Genomic DNA, 17,238 nt, shown 5'->3' with positions numbered 1-17,238 from the left:
TTGTCTCAGATGACCGTCAGCTTCACGGCAATATTGCCGCGGGTTGCATTCGAATAGGGACAGCGCTCGTGCGCGCCCGCGACGACCTCCTCGGCCACCGACCTCTCGACACCGGGCAGATTGACCTTCAGTTCGACGGCGAGCGCATATCCGACGGGAACCGGACCCATCGCAACCTTCGCGGTCACTGACGGCTCAGCGGATGGGACGACCTTCCGGGTGCGCGCGACGAGCTTGACCGCACCGAGAAAGCACGCGGCGTAGCCGGCCGCAAAGAGCTGTTCGGGGTTGGTGCCTTCGCCCCCGGGACCGCCCAGCGATTTAGGCACGGACAGCGATACCGACAACAGGCCGTCGGCGCTGGCGGCCTTGCCGTCCCGGCCGCCGATCGCCGTCACCTCGGTCTCGTACAGGATCTTTTCGGGAGTCATCATCATTCACTCTCCAGTCCTAGCGGCTGTTGCGAGCAAGCAGTGCGCGGAAATCGTCGCGCGCCTGGGCGCTGGCCCGCTTGAAGCTCGGCCCGCGGCTGGGCTCGGTGCCATTGAGCTGCCGGAGCTGCACCCACATCTCGGCACTTTTCAGCGCCACCGCCGCGCAATTGACCACCGGCGCGTGCCCGACTTTCAGGCCATGCTCCCTTCCGATCAGAAGGCCCGGCAGTACACCGGCGGGGATCACGACGTCGGCGCCGTGCTCGATCAGCGGGCGTGCGCAGGCGACAAAGTCCTTGATCATGCGGGCTTGCGCGGCCTGATCTCCGTCAAAGGCATCGGCGAAATCCGCCGGCTTGCAGCCAAGACCGGTCACGTGGACCACGCGATCGCCGAGGCCATAACGCTCGGCCTGCTCGTAGTGCCAGACTTCGAAGACGGGATCGAGCGTCACAAGGCCGAGTCTCCGGCCGAGCTGAGAGGCCGCGAGCAACGTCGCCTCGCCGGTCCCGATCACGGGAATGTCGAGCGTCGAGCGCAACTCGTAGAGTCCGGGATCCTGGAAATGTCCCATCACGAAGGCGTCGAACCCGCCCTCCTCGGCCGCGATGCCGTTGTCGATCGCCTGGACGGCGCAGCGCAATTCCGCGAGCCGTCCGAACTCCCGGTCGGGCGGCGAAATGCCCTCGACGTGAACTGTCGTGCCCGATGCAGCAATGTTGTTGAGGTATTCCGACAGCCGCGCCATGTAGGGCGCGTTCACGCTCGCATCAACGAAGCTCTGCCAGAAGATGCGCATCGTCCTTCTCCTCGGGCGGTGATCGGAGGATCGGTCGTCGACGGCCGATAAATATATTTCAATCATAAACTAATTCACGCGTCAAATGCGCTCGGCGTCGCCGCCGACGGCCACCGCCACCGCAAGGGAAGCCCGGCCTTTTCGTACGCTCGATCGGCATTGAAGCGCCGCACTCTGGCGAAATTGTATGCAGCAACATTTTTTCTGACAGAGCCGTGACACGTGTTGACGGCTCCACCAACAATACTTTAGGCTTTAAGTAATTCCTCGCCGGCCAGGGACCGGTGGATGTTGCAGGGCACCGATTTTGAGAGACTCGATCGTGTGGACAGTCGCCGTGCTCGAACAGCCGGCAGCAACAGCATCGCCGGCCGCGCATCGCGGCCGCGCCAACGGCCTTTCGTTGCTTCGGGAAAGTCCCGCCCGCATCTGCCGATGGGCCTGTCGTTCGAGCGGCAACCAGCGCCATGGCCGCTGAGATCCGGCCGAGCAAACCCTCTTCGGTCGCGCCCGGATTTCGGCGCTGCAGCAATGCTTTCAATCGGTTCATTCGTCGTTCGGGCTCCCCGCACGGCAGCTTCGAGGCATTCCTATCCAGCACCAACGGAGGAGAACGCGTATGCGCAAGAGTCTGAGCCTACTCGCACTTGTCGCCGGACTCTTCGCAGCGCCGGCTGCGCAGGCCGACATCACCATCGGCTTCGTCACCTCGCTGAGCGGCAACGGCTCGTCGATCGGCATCCCCTATGGGCGCGGCATCAATGCCGCCTATGAATACAGGAAGACCATCAACGGCGAGACCATTCGCCTGATCCAGCTCGACGACGGCTCCGACCCGTCGGCCGCGACCCGCAATGCGCGCAAGCTGGTGGAAGAAGAGAAGGTCGACCTCCTGATCGGCACGGCCACGGCGCCCTCGACCATCGCCATGGCGGCGGTGGCGAGCGAGCTGAAAGTGCCGATGATCGCGGTCTCGCCGATCGGCAAGCTGCCGGATACGCCGGAGCAGTGGGTGGTGTCGGTGCCGCAGCCGGCCTCTCTCCTCGTCAAGATCGTCGCCGACCGCATGAAGCGCGACGGCATGAAGAACATCGGCTATGTCGGCTTCTCCGATGCCTGGGGCGACCTCGTCTACAACGGCGCCAAGGCCGCCGAGGCCGCCGGTGACATCAAGATTCAGACCAACGAGCGCTATGCCCGCACCGACACCTCGGTCACCGCGCAGATTCTCAAGGTGATGGCCGCACGTCCCGACGCCGTGCTGGACGGCGGCTCGGGCACGCAGGGCGCGCTGCCGCTCCTCACGCTCGCCGAACGGGGCTTCAAGGGCAACACCTACGGCACGGTGGCACTCGTCAATCCGGACTTCGTCAACGTCGGCGGCAAGGCGGCCGACGGCATTCAGGTCTCCGCGGGTCCCGTGATCGTCGCCGAGCAGCTTCCCGACGAGCACTTTGCCAAGAAGATCGCGCTGGATTTCCGCAGCGTCTACCAGAAGACCCATAACATCCCGACCACCGACGGCTTCTCCGCCTATTCCTTCGACGCCTGGCTGATTTTCGCCAACGCTGCCGAGCGCGCGCTCAAGACCGCCAAGCCCGGAACGGCGGAATTCCGCACCGCGCTGCGGGACGCGATCCTCAGCACCAAGGAGCTGCCGGGCGTGCATGCCGTCTACAATTTCAAGCCCGGTGCGGTCACCGGTGTCGACGAGCGCTCGCTCGTCGTGGTGCGCCTGACCGGCGGCGCCTGGAAGTACGCGCCATAACCGGATCAATGGCCCCGGCATCACAGGGAGCAACGACGTCTCAATGACGAGCGACATTGCAGCCATTCTCGCGATCGACGGGATCGCCACCGGGGCCGTCTACGCCCTGGTGGCGATCGGGACCGTCCTGATCTTCACGGTGACGCGGGTCATCTTCATTCCCTTCGGCGACATCGCGGCCTTCACCGCGCTGACGTTGGCTGCCCTCGACGCGAAGCGCTTTCCCGGCACGGGAGCGCTGGTCGTGATCCTGGCCTGTCTTGCGACCCTGATCGAGATCATCTCGCTGGTGCGCTCCGGCGAACTCCGGCTGCTGCCCCGCGCGCTGTCCTTCTATCTCCTGCTTCCGCTCGCCGTGGTCGGTGCAGCCTGGCTTGTCATGCGCCTGGACCCGCCGCTTGCCGTCAGGCTCGTGCTGGCGCTGATGCTGATCACGCCGATCTCCCCGCTTCTGGATCGGATCGTCTTCCGTCCCATCGCTGACGGCACCGTGCTGCTGTTGCTGACGGTGTCCGTGGCGCTGCATTTCGCGCTGGTCGGCCTTGGCCTGTTGTTCTTCGGGCCCGAAGGCGTTCGAACCGAGCCGCTAACCTCGCTCTCGACCGAGTTCGCGGGCGTGCTGATCTCGGGCCAGACCATGCTGATCGTGATCGCGGCACTCGTTTTCAGCGGCCTCCTCTACCTCTTCTTCGACTTCACACTGGTCGGAAAATCGCTGCGCGCCACGGCCGTGAACCGGACCGGCTCCCGGCTGATGGGAATACGCCCCGCCCGCGCCGGCACGATCGCCTATCTGCTGGGGTCGCTGATGGCCGGCGTATCCGGCATCCTGATCGCTCCGGTGAACACCGTGTTCTACGATTCCGGCTTCCTGATCGGCCTCAAGGCCTTCGTCGGCGCCATCGTCGGCGGCATGACCAGCTATCCCGGTGCGGCGATCGGCGCCGTCGGCGTCGGCATCCTCGAGAGCTTCGCCTCGTTCGAGAGCAGCGCGCTCAAGGATGTCATCGTTTTTTCGCTGCTGATCCCGATCCTGATCTGGCGATCCCTCGCCTCGCTGCATTCCGAGGAGGAGATCGAGGAATGACGCGCCTCCACATCCAGCTTGCCGCCGTCCTCGCCGTGCTGTGTCTCGCGGTGGCTCCCTTCGTGCTCAGTCCGTTCAGCATCACGCTGATGAACTATATCGGCATCTATTCGCTGGTCGCCATTGGACTTGCACTCCTCACCGGCGTCGGCGGCATCGTGTCGTTCGGTCAGGCGGCGTTCGTGGGTGTCGCGGCCTATGCAACCGCGTGGGTCTCCGCGCTGAACGGGTACTCCCCGTGGCTCGGCCTCGTGTTCGGCGTGGTGCTGACCTGCAGCGTCGCAACGGTTCTCGGCGTCGTCACCCTGCGGCTTCAAGGCCATTTCCTGTCGCTCTCGACCGTCGCCTGGGGCCTCGCGATCGGCTTCCTGTTCGGCAATGTCGAAGGGCTCGGCCGCTTCAACGGCATCTCGTCGATTCCGCCGATCAGCTTTGGTTCGATTGCGCTGGTCACGAGCGCCCAGATCTATTTCCTGATCTGGGGCATCGTCGCCGCGGTGCTTTTCCTCGGCTACAACCTGCTGGACTCCCGGCTCGGCCGCGCCATGCGCGCGCTCCGCGGCGGCAATACGCTGGTCGAGAGCCTCGGCATCAACGCTTTCCGCATCAAGCTCGCGACCTTCGTGATCGCGGCCTTCCTGGCCTCGCTCTCCGGCTGGCTCTATGCACACATGAGCCGCTTCATCAGCCCGGGTCCGTTCGATGCCGGCATGGGCATCGAATATCTGATGATGTCGATGGTCGGCGGCGCCGGCAGCCTGCTCGGCGGCGTCGTGGGGGCCGCGGTCGTCACGCTGCTCAAGAACAGCGTGCAGGATTATCTGCCGCTGATCGCCAAGGGTGCCTCCGGCCAGCTCGAGATCGTCGCCTTCTCCGCACTGTTCATCCTGTTCCTGCAATGGGCCCGGCAAGGCATCGTTCCCTTCGTCGCCCGCTATCTGCCCAAGGCCAGGCGCGAGCGACCTCAACCGGCGCCGCCCCTGCCCCGTCGCGCGCAACCGACGCCCGGGGAGCTGCTTCTGAAAGTGGATGGTGCCGAGCGCCGGTTCGGCGGCCTCGTCGCCGTCAACAATGTCAGCTTCGAGGTCCGCGCCGGCGAAATACTTGCCGTCATCGGCCCCAACGGCGCCGGCAAGAGTACGATGTTCAACTGCCTGACCGGGGCGCTCCGGGTCAACAAGGGTGAGATCGTCTTTGCGGGACGCCCGATCACGCATGACGCGCAGTCCCGCATCGCCAAGGCCGGCGTCGCCAGGACCTTCCAGCATGTGAAGCTGAGGCCGCGCATGAGCCTTTTGGAAAACGTGATGCTCGGCACCTATGCGCGCACGAGCACCGGCCTGTTCGCCGGCGCCTTCCGCCTCAACGGGCGCGAGGAAGCCAGTACCCGGCACGAGGCGCTGATGCAGCTCGAACGGGTCGGGCTCGGCGACAAGCCGTTCGAGCTCGCGGGCAATTTGCCGCTCGGCAACCAGCGCATCCTTGAGATCGCGCGTGCGCTCGCCGCCGACCCTGCGCTGCTGGTGCTGGACGAGCCCGCCGCCGGCCTTCGCCGCCAGGAGAAGCTGCGGCTCGCGGAACTGCTCCGCTCGCTGCGGGCAGACCATCTGACCATCCTGATCGTCGAGCATGACATGGAGTTCGTGATGTCGCTGGTCGACCGCATCGTGGTGCTCGATTTCGGCTCAAAACTCTGCGAAGGCGCGCCAGCCGCGATCCGCAGCGACGAACGGGTCCAGGAAGCCTATCTCGGAGGCGTCGCGTGAGCGAGATGCTGTCCATGACGGATGTGACGGTCTGCTACGACAATGTCGAAGCGGTCCGCAACGTGTCGCTGTCGGTCGAGGAAGGTCAGATCGTCACCGTCATCGGCCCGAACGGTGCCGGCAAGACAACGCTGCTGATGGCGGCCATCGGCCTGCTGGCCTCGCGCGGGCGCATGGTCTTCCAGGGTCACGACATCGGCAGGATGTCGGTCGAAGATCGCGTCGAGCGCCGGCTGTGCCTGGTGCCGGAGAAGCGCGAGCTGTTCTCCGACATGACGGTCGCCGACAACCTCCTGCTCGGCTCCTACAGCCTGCGCGACCGCTCGGGCGTCCAGAAGACGCTGGACGAGGTCTATGATCGCTTCCCCCGGCTGAAGGAACGGCAGCGCCAGGCGGCAGGCACGCTCTCCGGCGGCGAGCGCCAGATGCTCGCGCTCGGCCGCGCGCTGATGGCCAAGCCGAAACTGCTCATGCTGGACGAGCCGAGCCTCGGCCTCGCGCCGCTGATCGTGCGCGAGATCTTTCGCACCATCGCGTCCCTACGCGACCTCGGTGTGTCAATCCTGCTGGTCGAGCAGAACGCCCGCGCCGCGCTCGAGACGGCTGACTATGGCTATGTGCTTGAGACCGGCGAGGTCGTGCAGTCGGGCCCGGCCAAGGATCTCATCCACGATCCCCGGCTGATCACGGCCTATCTTGGTGGACACTAGCGCCGGCTTGGATCAGGCCCGGCGAGCCGCACAACAAAAATATCGAAAAACAACCCCATGCACAGTAGCTGGCGACAGCGATATCAATGGCTTGATACCCAGCGACTGCGGATTTAACGAAATCAACTTGATCCGTCGGGCAAAACAGTGGCACAATGGCATCATCGCTGCCCATGGATAGCCGATGGCTTCCATCGCCAACTGGGACATCCCAGTTACTAGGGGATCAGCAAGCTAAAGCCCGCCCGCGACGATTGGGAACGGTGGAGCATACCATCACCCGATGAAATGGCGCCGCTTGCGCGCCCACATCTTGGGCCACAGCAAAGGCTGATCAATGATGCTCTAATCGGCGCGATAAATCGAACATCAGTTGCGCTCCATCTTGAATCCGCATTTTGGCACAAAGTGCATATTACGTCCGGCCTCGCCGAGGACAGCTATTGGCTCATGGCAGACCTATCGTGGCCGTCTGCTTGATGTCGGCTTTTGACCCAACTGCGACATCGCTTCGCAGCATCCAGTTTTCGCCGGAGCCTTTTCAACTGGGCGAGAGGTCCGGCGATCTGCGCTTCCGGCGATAGATGCGCCTTCGCTGGCTATTCCAATGTGCTATTCTTATCGCATAGGCCATAGGTATCCCATGACAGGTACTGCAGAGTGGCTCGCATCGATCGGTTTGGGGGAGTACGCCCAGCGTTTCGCCGAGAACGCCATCGATTTCTCGGTCGTTAGCGATCTCACGGAGCAGGACCTCAAGGACCTTGGCGTCCTGCTTGGGCACCGGCGCAAAATTCTGCGCGCAATTGCAGAACTCAAGAGTGAAGTCCTCGTATCAGCACGAACGGCCGCCAAACCAGCGCCGCGGGACAGTGCCGAGCGGCGCCAACTGACGGTCATGTTTTGCGATCTCGTGGATTCGTCGGCACTTTCGGTCCGACTGGATCCAGAGGACTTGCGCGCAGTCATCGGCGCCTATCACGACTGCATCGCGGATGTTATCGCCCGGAGTGAGGGCGTCATCGCGCGGTACATGGGGGATGGCGTGCTTGCCTATTTCGGCTATCCCCAGGCGCACGAGGACGATGCCGAGCAAGCGACACGCGCGGGACTGACACTGGTCGATGCCGTGGCCAACCTCCAGACAGATATCGGTACGAGACTACAGGTCCGCGTTGGCATCGCCACCGGAATGGTCGTCGTGGGTGATCTGACCGGCGAAGGCGCCGCCAAGGAGCACGCGGTCATTGGTGAGACACCGAACCTGGCCGCTCGCCTGCAGCAGTTCGCCGAGCCCGGTATGGTGCTGATTTCCGAGAGCACACACCAGCTCACCGATGGACATTTCGAGTACCGCGATCTTGGCTCTGTCGCGCTCAAAGGATGGGCGGAACCAATACCTGCCTGGCAGGTGCTCGGGATCAGTGGAGTGGAAAGCCGCTTCGAGGCGCAGCACAAGACGCGGTTGACACCGCTAATCGGGCGTGACGAGGAGATCGAGCTGCTGTTGCGGCGCTGGCGGCATGCCGCGTCAGGCGAAGGCTGCGTCGTGGTTCTAACCGGAGAGCCGGGTATCGGTAAGTCGCATATCGCGCTGGCGCTTCAAGAGCGGCTCCAGGCCGAACCACACATTACGGTACGGCACTTCTGCTCGGCGCACCACGCCAACAGTGCGCTGTATCCATTCATCGCCAACCTCGAACGTGCCGCCCGGTTCGAGCGAGGCGAGACGCCGACGGAGAAGTTTGCCAAGCTTGAAGCTCTGCTCTTGCGGTTTGGCGCCGATGCAGACCGCGTGGTGCCGGCCCTGGCCAATCTTCTGTCGCTTCCGCTCTGCGACCGCTATCGCCTTCCCGAAATGACTCCGCAGACCCGCAAGGACATGACGCTGGCAGCGTTCCTGGCCCAGCTCGAAGCATTGGCGGCGCGTCAGCCGGTGTTCGTCATCTTCGAGGATGCCCATTGGGCGGATCCGACTTCGCTGGAACTGCTCGCGGTTACACTGGAAAAGCTGCCGCGGCTTCGCGTGCTGCTGCTGATCACGGCGAGACCGGAGTTCGCGCCGCCCTGGCCTGGTCATGCCCATGTAACGACGATCTCGCTCACGCGGCTCAGTCGGCGCAACGGGGCAGCATTGGTCGAGCGCGTCACCGCCGGCAAGACGCTCCCCGAGGAGGTCATGCACCAAATCCTCGCCCGTACCGATGGCGTACCCTTGTTCGTCGAGGAACTGACGAAGGCCGTGCTCGAAACCGGGCTGTTGCAGGAGCGGGACGACCATTACACGCTCAGCCGTCCGCTACCATCGATGGCGATTCCGACGACGTTGAGCGCATCGCTGATGGCCAGGCTCGACCGATTGGCTCCTGTGAAATACGTGGCTCAGATCGGCGCCGTCGTGGGGCGCGAGTTCTCCTACGAACTGCTGAGCGCCGTTGCCAAGTTGCCAAGGCAGACGCTGGAGGAAGCGCTTGCCCAGCTTGTCCGGGCGGAGCTGATATTCTGCCGGGGCGAGATACCCCGGGCTGTCTATACTTTCAAGCATGCGCTCGTACGCGACGCTGCCGAATCCGGGCTTCTGAAGAGCCGACGCGCTACGCTGCACGCCACCATCGCGGACGTGTTCGAGCAACAGTTCCCGGAAATCGTGGAGGCTCAACCCGAGACTCTCGCGCTCCACCTCACGGAGGCGGGACTGTTCGAAAAGGCAGGAGAATATTGGCTTCAGGCGGGAAGGAAGGCGGCCATGCGCTCCGCCAACCTCGAAGCTATCGCACACCTGCGGAAGGGCATCGAGGTGTTGGCCCATTTGGCCGACGGTGCTCGGAAGGACAGACGAGAGCTTGATTTCCAGTTCGCGCTGGGACCATGCCTGATCGCTACCCAGGGACCGGCATCGCCACATGCGGTGGCGATCTTCGCTCGCGCGCGCGAGCTGTGCCAGCGCCTCGCCGATCCCCCCGAGCAACTACAAATCATGTTCTGGTTGACCACCGCGAGCGTCATTCGTGGTGAGTTGCCGGTCGCCGAGGAAATGATCTCGGCGCTGCTCGAACTCGCGGAGGCGCGCGGCGATCGACCAACGTTGCTCAACGCGATGCGTGGACAAGGCATGATTCGACTTTTCATGGGACATCTCGAAGGAGCCCACGAAGTGATCGTACGGGCCTTCGAAGCGTTCGAGGCAAGCAACGAGCAGGACAGATTGGCGGCGCGTGCCGCCGGCCAGGATGCGGGCGTGGCCGACCTTGCCCTGATGTCATGGGTGCTCTGGCTGCTGGGCCGCCCCGATACCGCGCTCGCACGACTGGATACCGCCATTCGGCGTGCCGACGCCATTGGTCATCCGCATTCGCAGGCCTATGGATGTTACTATGCGTCCATTCTCCACGCTCTTCGGGGCGAGTTCCTGACTGCGCACGGCTATGCGGAACGCTGTCTTGCCTTGTCGGAGGAGCACGGATTCCGGCAATGGAGAGGATTGGCGCGCGCCGTTCGGGGGATAAGTGCCACCTTTCTTGATCCTTCGTCCGCCGCGCTCGCGGAAATCCAGGGTGCGATGAACGAATATCGCAACGCGGGCTATCAGCTCGGCATCACGGCCCTATACGTGCTCCTGAGCCCGGCCCTATTGTCGAGCTGTCAGCGCGAAGCCACGCTCGAGCTGATCGAACAGGGCCTTGCCACAACCAGCCGCAATAGCGAGCGGATATTTGAGGCCGAACTGTACCGACTGAAGGCGCGCGCGCTGCTCTTCGATGAAGTACCGGGAGCCGGCACCGAGGCGCAATCACTGTTCGAGCGCGCACTGACAACTGCAACAAGCCAACACGCCAAGGCCCTTGAACTTCGAGTTGCAGTGGACCTCGGCGCCTTGTGGGTCGATCAGGGCAGACGCAAGGACGCGCTCAATCTGCTCGCGCCCATCTACGCCGGCTTCGCCGAGGGTTTTGAAACGCAGGATCTAAAGCAAGCGAAGGCACTGCTCGATCGACTGCAGTAATTTTTCCCGGATCACAGATATTGGAGTCTGGTTCAGCGGTCGCAGAGCTACTTGCCTTTGGCACTAGGCGTCCGCTCGCTCTTGGCATTTACGATACGTATCTTTCACCTCTTGCCATCCCTCCTTGTCGTTCTTCTCTGGATGCTCATTTATGAAGTGTGGCCCATCATGCGGGTCGAGGTCTGCATGTGCGTGATACCTCTTGATTGCTTGTTCCGCAGCGGCTCTTCCCAACACTCGCCCGTTATAGAGGTTGCTGTGATTCCATTTGAAATTGATGTGCCCCGGCACCTGGATCTCGACGATTATGCCTTCCCATTTGGGTTCGTCGTACTGCACGTGATATTTGAAGATCCTGACGTCATCTTCGCCAACGGTCGCTGCGAATAACTGGCAAAGATTCGCCAGGGCATCATGAAGGTCTTTCGGTTTGCGGACCTGCTTCGAATCGACGATCCTGCTCACCCATATTTCGTCCAGATCACGGTGCTCCTCGAGCAAGCTCTCGAAGTTGACCGTGTCGATCAGCGCTCCTTCGCAGTACGTAACTCCGTCGATCTCAACTGTTTCTTCGATGAAGGGAAGAGCTGAGCACGCACATAGGCTGGACGCGCTGATTGGCCCTTTGTACTCTTTCTTGTCGGCTTGCTGGATCATTGGTCGGTTGGAAAACAACGCGAGCTTATGGTCATCAAGATTCCAGGCGTTGTGAAATATGACGGGCTTTCCAGGCTCTTTGAGCGCTTCGAACTTTATGCTCTTCATGAACTGGCTATTCGGATAGTTGATCTTGGAGAGGCCAGTGACATGGGACAAGTACATCATTGACGTGAGATAGCGAACGAAGGGATTGGGTGCCAGGACCTGATTAAGGATCCATCTGTTGATGTCTCCGTCGTCCGGGATCGTGAACTTCTGTTGAGGGAACCAGAGCGACATAGAATCCCTGAAGGCATTCACCATGGTCGATGGGTCCCATAAATGCAGATAGTTCTTGGGATCCATGACGAAGCTGGTCAGAGCCCTGCTCATGCTTCCTGCCCAATCCGGACCAAACACGGTGTTTATGGGGAAGCGCTTATAGCCTTCGTCGTCTCGAAACACGCCATTCTTGAAGAATTGATAGGTCTTTTCCGCCCTGGCTTTGTTTTCAACTCCATCAAACTGATTGTAGACGATCCCAACCCAAGCGCCGATGCAGGACAAAGCCCACACGTCAAACCTTATATCTTCGTTGGCAAGGGCTTCCAGAACCCCGATGTGCAATCCTGCTGCCGGACCGCCTCCGCCGAGCGCAATCGCTCTCTTTACCATCGGATCCTCCATCTGATTTTTCGTGTGGCTTATTCTCCAATCAACTTTCTGAATTGCGTGAAGAGATTGGTCATTCTTGGGCTCTCGGCCGCACAGAATGCCATCGAACCAAACTTGACAGTTCATAGAGCCAGCATTGCGAAATACGATACGTGCGACGGAGCGGTGGACGTCGATATTCGATCTCGAATCCGCTGATCCCACTGGCGCACGAAGAGCCTGCTTAGCCTATCGCGGTCTGAACCGTCCATTTGTGAACCACTTCACGTACGATACTTATTGCCGCCCATGGCCGCGGACCTGTTGTCCAATCGCGACTTCCGTTATTGGCCCAAAGCGGACGCTTTGTAGTCTTTGCTCAGATGTCGGCTTGTGACCCGGAACGGACATATCGAAATCAAAACAGACCGAAACGGACGAGAAGCACCGCGACTCAACTACGGGAGTCCTTTTGTCACCGTAAAGGGATTGAACCCACGTTCCGCGAGGGCAGCCCACGAAGCTGCGCCAAGATGTGACAATCGGAAATAGAGCCGCGGTTTGGTCGGATCGGTGTCCAACACGAACCCGGTCGGCAACTCGCGGGCAGTTGTGGCATAGAACCCACCATCCGGCGACCTCTGGGATTCGACTACAGCGATCAACGAGTCTGCTCTCCCAGTCCTGCCGAGCAATTTCATCAAGAGAGCCATTTGGCCCGTTCCTTCGGTCCACACACCGTCTCGGTCTTCACCGTAAGAAAAGCCCTCATCGACACTCATTCGCTGTTCGGCGGTCGTAATTGCCGATGCAAATTTCTCGACCGCTCCGTGGAGCGCTATTAAAGGCCAGACCTGAGCATCGAGAGCCAAAATCGGATTGTGCGTGACACCGTCTTCAGCGGTACCTGCGGCGAAACAGGCGCATGCCGGATCCCACATCGTATTTACGAAGTACTCAGCGACCGTTGCCTTATCGCGCCAGCGCGAATCCCCTGTACGGATCGCAAGAAGGCCAAACGCGGCGGCGAGGTCAGTATTATGTTCAGTCGATTTCCACGTCCGCACTTCCGGCGTCGGTTCGTGCCCAAACGTACCACCCGTGAAACCGCCAGTACCGCGCGTATCGGCCCATTGCGCGACCCAGGCGCCAAGCCGTGCTGCACCATCGCGGAACCGAGAGCCGGCGTTCACATCATCAAGCGACAGCAACGCCAACATGGCCCATGCCATGTTACCAACATCGCTGCCCACCTGATATCGATCCTCTAACCATTTGTTCTGAGTATTGTCCCACCACCCCGGAAGTTTGACGGGGCCATTCCCCACCACGCCCGCGGCGTAAGCGTTCCGGAGCCGTCCATCATGCCAGGTGCGGTCGTTGTCGATGGCCCAGAGAAGCGCCGAGCCAATCCGATACGCTTTGTCTTGCTCACCGCAACCGACCAACGCGATGGCGGCTACCGCATTGTCATAGAGGTAGGCGGCGCCATGCAGAGGCCCCGATTCGACGGTCGGATAGCTGGGCAGGAACAACGGCCCTGATGGCGGTGCCTTATCAATTAGACCAGCGAGGTATCCGCACGCTGACGTTTTTGGTGCTGTTGAGGCTTGCAGTGGAGCGGAGGCCGTCATGATTGCGAAAGTCGCGACGATCCAAGTCTGAAGGCAGAGTCCGCGACAACGGTAGAAGCAACAAGTGATTGGTGCCGGTAGCATTTCGCTGCCTCTCGTGTCTTTTCAACCAAGATAGACTTTAGGACATCGGGAAGAAAGCCGGTCAGGATCGAGAAACAAATGTGCCTTCGTCTTCAATGGCAGCTTATGGCACTTTTCGGACCTGCGGCGGCAGTGTTCCGATGTCCGCTGTTGAGGGTTGAACGGACCTAAATCAGCCGCGCCCGAAGGTCGCCTTTTGACCCAGACCGGACCACCCGTTCGCCGCGCAGGCATTGGGCTTAGGCTCGACCGGTCCTCGCGCTAGTTTGAAGGACCTCGTGTTGCCAGACAGAGCGGTCGTCCCCATCGTATAGTGATCAGAAATCGCCAGCCACGAAAAGACCAGACTACTGGCGATTGCCGCGCTTGCGCCGCCTGCTTGGGCGGAAGGGCGGAGGTACGGGTGCCAGGGCGAGCCCCTGGTACAGTATGGTAATCATCCCTCGACCATGGCCGATGAGCGCCGGTCATGCCAGTCCCGTGGATTATCGAAGAGCTGATCTATGGCCAAAAGCATTCTTGTCATCGTTGCTATTCTCGCAATTTCTACTTCTGGCGCTTTGGCCGCACAGAGGACCCATCATGGCCGCGCGTCGCCTGCGCCGTCGCCGAGCGAGGGGTCGAGGGGGCTGAGCCCATATGCTGTGGGCCCAGGTAATTCCAACGACCGCGACCTGTACATCAAGAACCTGCGCGACTCCGGGTATAATCCGGAGAACAACTTCAACAGGTTCGGGAACGAGCAGGCAGCACCTTATGGGGGCGGCTAAACCTCGAATCCCCTTAACCCGGCACCGGCGCGGCTGCCGTCGCTAGGCCCGCCAAAACGGCTTTTCGAGTTCGTGCGCGATGTCGCTCCGGGAGACGCCGATATCGTGCAGGTCGGGCTCGGTCCAGCGTGCGAGCTCCCGGCGATCGCGATAACGCTGCCGCCAGAGATGAAGGGTCGCGCCAACGCTGGCCCAAACCTCGTAGAGGTTGAGGAGAGCCTTGATATCAGCGGAGATCAGGCGTGTTGAAGCAAACTTCACAGCTTTATCTCCCCCTATAAGTTCGGGAGGACTGTATCGCTGTGCTACTGACAGCATACTGTCAGCAGCAGGTAGCATCTCTGGCCCAAGGAACGGAGATGCCCCGGCTTCGGCTGGCAATCACTTTGCGTCATGTCTTCTTGGGAAGTCCGATGTTGGCCCATCGGCGAAGTGACGACACCGCTCAAGGAGGTCCGCTTAGCGAGGCGGTGCGGACTGGATTTGCTCGCTCTGAGTTCTTCGCATTTTGACCCGAAGTCGACCTTAAACTCGTAACCAGCGAGAGGCTGATCGCAGCTTAGCAGAGTCCTTGGTGGGACTTAGCACAAGCGGCACGCCCCCCAGGATGCGCAGCAACCCGCGCAACCGCCGAACCCCCAGCCACCATAGCCCCAGCCATCGAACCCGATGTCGTCATCGAACCCGACGTCGAACCCGCAGCCGCCGCAACCGCAACCACGGAAGCCACGGCAACCACGAAAGCCACCGCAACCTCGGATGCCAACGAACCCGCTACCACCGCAACCTCGAATCCCAACGAGCCCGCCACCACCGCAACCTCGGATGCCAACAAACCCACCACCACCGCAACCTCGGCCGCCAACAAACCCGCCGCCGCCGCAACCTCGGCCGCCGCCGCACCCCCCGCCACCATGGCCGCACCCGCAACCACCGCACCCCCGCGCTAGCTGCACGCCGCCGCCAAAGTTTTCTCTATCGAAAAGATGGAACGTGGCCAGACTGACGTCGGCCATTTCCTCTTCGCCAAGAAAGAAGCGCTGATTTGGCGAGGTGTTGGATTGCGGGATACCGGTAGCGGGCATCGTGGATGCGGATGCGCTACTCGCCAGCGAAAGACCCAGTCCGGCCGCACCTAGCACCTTCACGGTGGCGGCTTTGGCTGTGCGCTTCTGCTTCCAAGCTTGCTTGACCCGTGGCATGTTCGCACCCTCCGTAGTTCTTGTGAAAGCGCTCTGCGAGAGTGCGCTCGGCGAAACCGGCGCGCAAGGGTTACCTGTGCCATAAAATGCGAAACATCTCATCGAGCTCCATTCATCTTCAGAACCGAGATCGACACATGACCGCTTTTGGTTGAGCAGAATCACGCCAGCTGACCAGCGCAAGAGGCGTCGCGATGTCGGCTGTCTACGGGAAAGCGGACGTCACACGATGGTTGGGCTGACCGCAGCTTTTGACCCAAAGCGGAAATCACTAGCTCGGTACCCCGCTTAGGTGAAATGTCGTAGCAAGGATGCGCCAGCCGTCGGGGGAGCGAACAAGGTTGTACGACTGCCGCCATTGCCTTGTGACGCTTCCATCCGGTCGGAGGTTTTTCCACGTTACAGTTCCGAGAGCACTGCGTTCGCCTATAGGAACAGCCGCTACATCGTGCAGAGTTCCACTTTCGGCCCCTTCGCGTCGGTAGGTGTCGGCCACTCCTTGGAAAAACCGCGCAATCTCGTCACGTGACTGAAAACAATGTATCGACCCGTCACCCCGCATGGTGATGCAGGGAGCGCAGTAGAGTTTGGCGATTTGATCACCATCCCAGGTGGTGAATGTCTCCATGTATTTGTTGAAGAAGGCAGATATCTCGACTTCAAGCGCTTCCGGCATGATCTGTCTCCAGAGCTTTCATGTTCTGCGACGAGCAAGCCAACCCGAATTGTCTTGGGTTGCGATACAGCGCACGCGGAATTCGGATGGCGACATGCCGTTCAGCCGATCCGCTGCTGGGTCCAACTCCGCGCAACTGGCCTGCTCTACAGTTACGATCTGATCCGCGGCCAACCAAGCTACGATTGGAACTGAAGGGCCAATGATTACGAGATAGGCCAAGCCGAGAGCGGGAGACCAACGTTCAATACCAAGCCCCGTCCGGAAGACCACGGCCATTCCTAAGCCGAAGCACGCGATCCAAACGGCAAGCCAACAAGCAGAGATCATTCGTCTCTCCCCGCTCCAACAGTGTGCGCAATGTTACCGTTGACGCCCATCTCTCGCCAGAAGACAGTTTGCACCGAAGGGGCAATGCACTTGACCGATTCTGGATGGTTAAGCTCACCTGCCCGTCAGGTGTTGATGGACACGACGAGGTCATTGAATGCAAAAGGCTGATCGGCGATGTCGCCTATTGGCCCCAAGCAGCGGTTGGTGGATGTGTGCTATTCCGCTGCTGTCAGGGGAGAAGCAGACATCCGGCAAACAGGCCAAAAATGACGCGAATGACCCATAGCAGACCTGCACCCGAGCATTCGCCGAGTGGCCGCCTTAACCTCGCAGTGGCAGCGGGATGGAAAGCAGTTAACGCGCGAGTGCACTTCGTAATCTTAATTTGCGCGAAGGCGTCCCACCGAAATTGCTCACCCGCGCCGACGAGTTGATCGAATAACTCGCTCTTAGCTGAGACGCATGGGTCCACACCAGCCCGAGCCGACTCGCGCAGCGCTTCATCGCACTCCGCTTCCGGGCGTATTCAGACCTTGAGAAAGCATTGGCGAGGTCTGGCAGTGACCCGGCAGCTGACTCTGGATGCAAGCCTGAAGTAGACCGGGCGCTCTAGCACCCGTCGTCTCCTTCCACGACGGTCGACAGGAAGCTGGAACGAGCCAGATCACATGCAATCGGT

General features: G+C 61.1%; 11 protein-coding genes. 5 read left to right on the top strand and 6 right to left on the bottom strand.

Translation table 11 applies throughout. The features are described 5' to 3' along the window. Nucleotides 1-5 precede the first annotated feature (5 nt). Nucleotides 6-434 carry an organic hydroperoxide resistance protein gene (locus tag IVB46_RS23960; RefSeq protein ID WP_346016140.1) on the bottom strand — a complete coding sequence of 143 codons (429 nt, stop codon included), beginning with the start codon at nt 432-434 and terminating at the stop codon, nt 6-8. Between the two features lie 16 nt (nt 435-450). After that, nucleotides 451-1,233 (bottom strand): aspartate/glutamate racemase family protein, encoded by a 783-nt coding sequence (locus tag IVB46_RS23955; protein WP_063984212.1) that lies wholly within the window; start codon nt 1,231-1,233, stop codon nt 451-453. A 619-nt stretch (nt 1,234-1,852) separates the two neighbouring features. Between IVB46_RS23955 and IVB46_RS23950 the strand changes: the two genes are divergently transcribed. The 5 genes from IVB46_RS23950 (at nt 1,853) to IVB46_RS23930 (ending at nt 10,567) form a co-directional block, all read left to right on the top strand. Beyond that, nucleotides 1,853-3,001 (top strand): ABC transporter substrate-binding protein, encoded by a 1,149-nt coding sequence (locus IVB46_RS23950; RefSeq protein WP_247314956.1) that lies wholly within the window; start codon nt 1,853-1,855, stop codon nt 2,999-3,001. Between the two features lie 43 nt (nt 3,002-3,044). Then, a complete protein-coding gene (locus tag IVB46_RS23945) occupies nt 3,045-4,088 on the top strand; it encodes a branched-chain amino acid ABC transporter permease (RefSeq protein ID WP_014496274.1) in 1,044 nt (347 codons plus the stop codon). Beyond that, nucleotides 4,085-5,854, top strand: coding sequence for a branched-chain amino acid ABC transporter ATP-binding protein/permease (locus tag IVB46_RS23940; RefSeq protein ID WP_247314954.1), 1,770 nt, complete (start codon nt 4,085-4,087; stop codon nt 5,852-5,854). The genes IVB46_RS23945 and IVB46_RS23940 overlap by 4 nt, the downstream gene beginning before the upstream one ends. Next, nucleotides 5,851-6,564 (top strand): ABC transporter ATP-binding protein, encoded by a 714-nt coding sequence (locus tag IVB46_RS23935; protein ID WP_014496276.1) that lies wholly within the window; start codon nt 5,851-5,853, stop codon nt 6,562-6,564. The genes IVB46_RS23940 and IVB46_RS23935 overlap by 4 nt, the downstream gene beginning before the upstream one ends. A gap of 643 nt (nt 6,565-7,207) precedes the next feature. Further along, nucleotides 7,208-10,567 carry an adenylate/guanylate cyclase domain-containing protein gene (locus IVB46_RS23930; protein ID WP_247314952.1) on the top strand — a complete coding sequence of 1,120 codons (3,360 nt, stop codon included), beginning with the start codon at nt 7,208-7,210 and terminating at the stop codon, nt 10,565-10,567. A 63-nt stretch (nt 10,568-10,630) separates the two neighbouring features. Here IVB46_RS23930 and IVB46_RS23925 read toward each other — a convergent pair whose 3' ends face one another. From IVB46_RS23925 to IVB46_RS23910, 4 genes are all read right to left on the bottom strand, one after another. Further along, nucleotides 10,631-11,893, bottom strand: coding sequence for a patatin-like phospholipase family protein (locus tag IVB46_RS23925; protein WP_247314950.1), 1,263 nt, complete (start codon nt 11,891-11,893; stop codon nt 10,631-10,633). 425 nt (nt 11,894-12,318) lie between these two features. Continuing rightward, entirely contained in the window at nt 12,319-13,395 is a 1,077-nt protein-coding gene (locus IVB46_RS23920) for a hypothetical protein (protein ID WP_071915261.1), read from the bottom strand. A 995-nt stretch (nt 13,396-14,390) separates the two neighbouring features. Further along, entirely contained in the window at nt 14,391-14,588 is a 198-nt protein-coding gene (locus tag IVB46_RS23915; protein WP_247315115.1) for a DUF1127 domain-containing protein, read from the bottom strand. A gap of 1,233 nt (nt 14,589-15,821) precedes the next feature. Further along, complete coding sequence (locus tag IVB46_RS23910) at nt 15,822-16,226, bottom strand: nuclear transport factor 2 family protein (protein ID WP_247314947.1); 405 nt, start codon at nt 16,224-16,226, stop codon at nt 15,822-15,824. Nucleotides 16,227-17,238: the final 1,012 nt, after the last annotated feature.

This window comes from Bradyrhizobium sp. 61 (genome assembly GCF_023073075.1).
GTDB lineage: Bacteria > Pseudomonadota > Alphaproteobacteria > Rhizobiales > Xanthobacteraceae > Bradyrhizobium > Bradyrhizobium barranii.
Note: the sequence above shows the minus strand (reverse complement) of the source record. Positions and strands in the feature narration are given on the sequence as shown.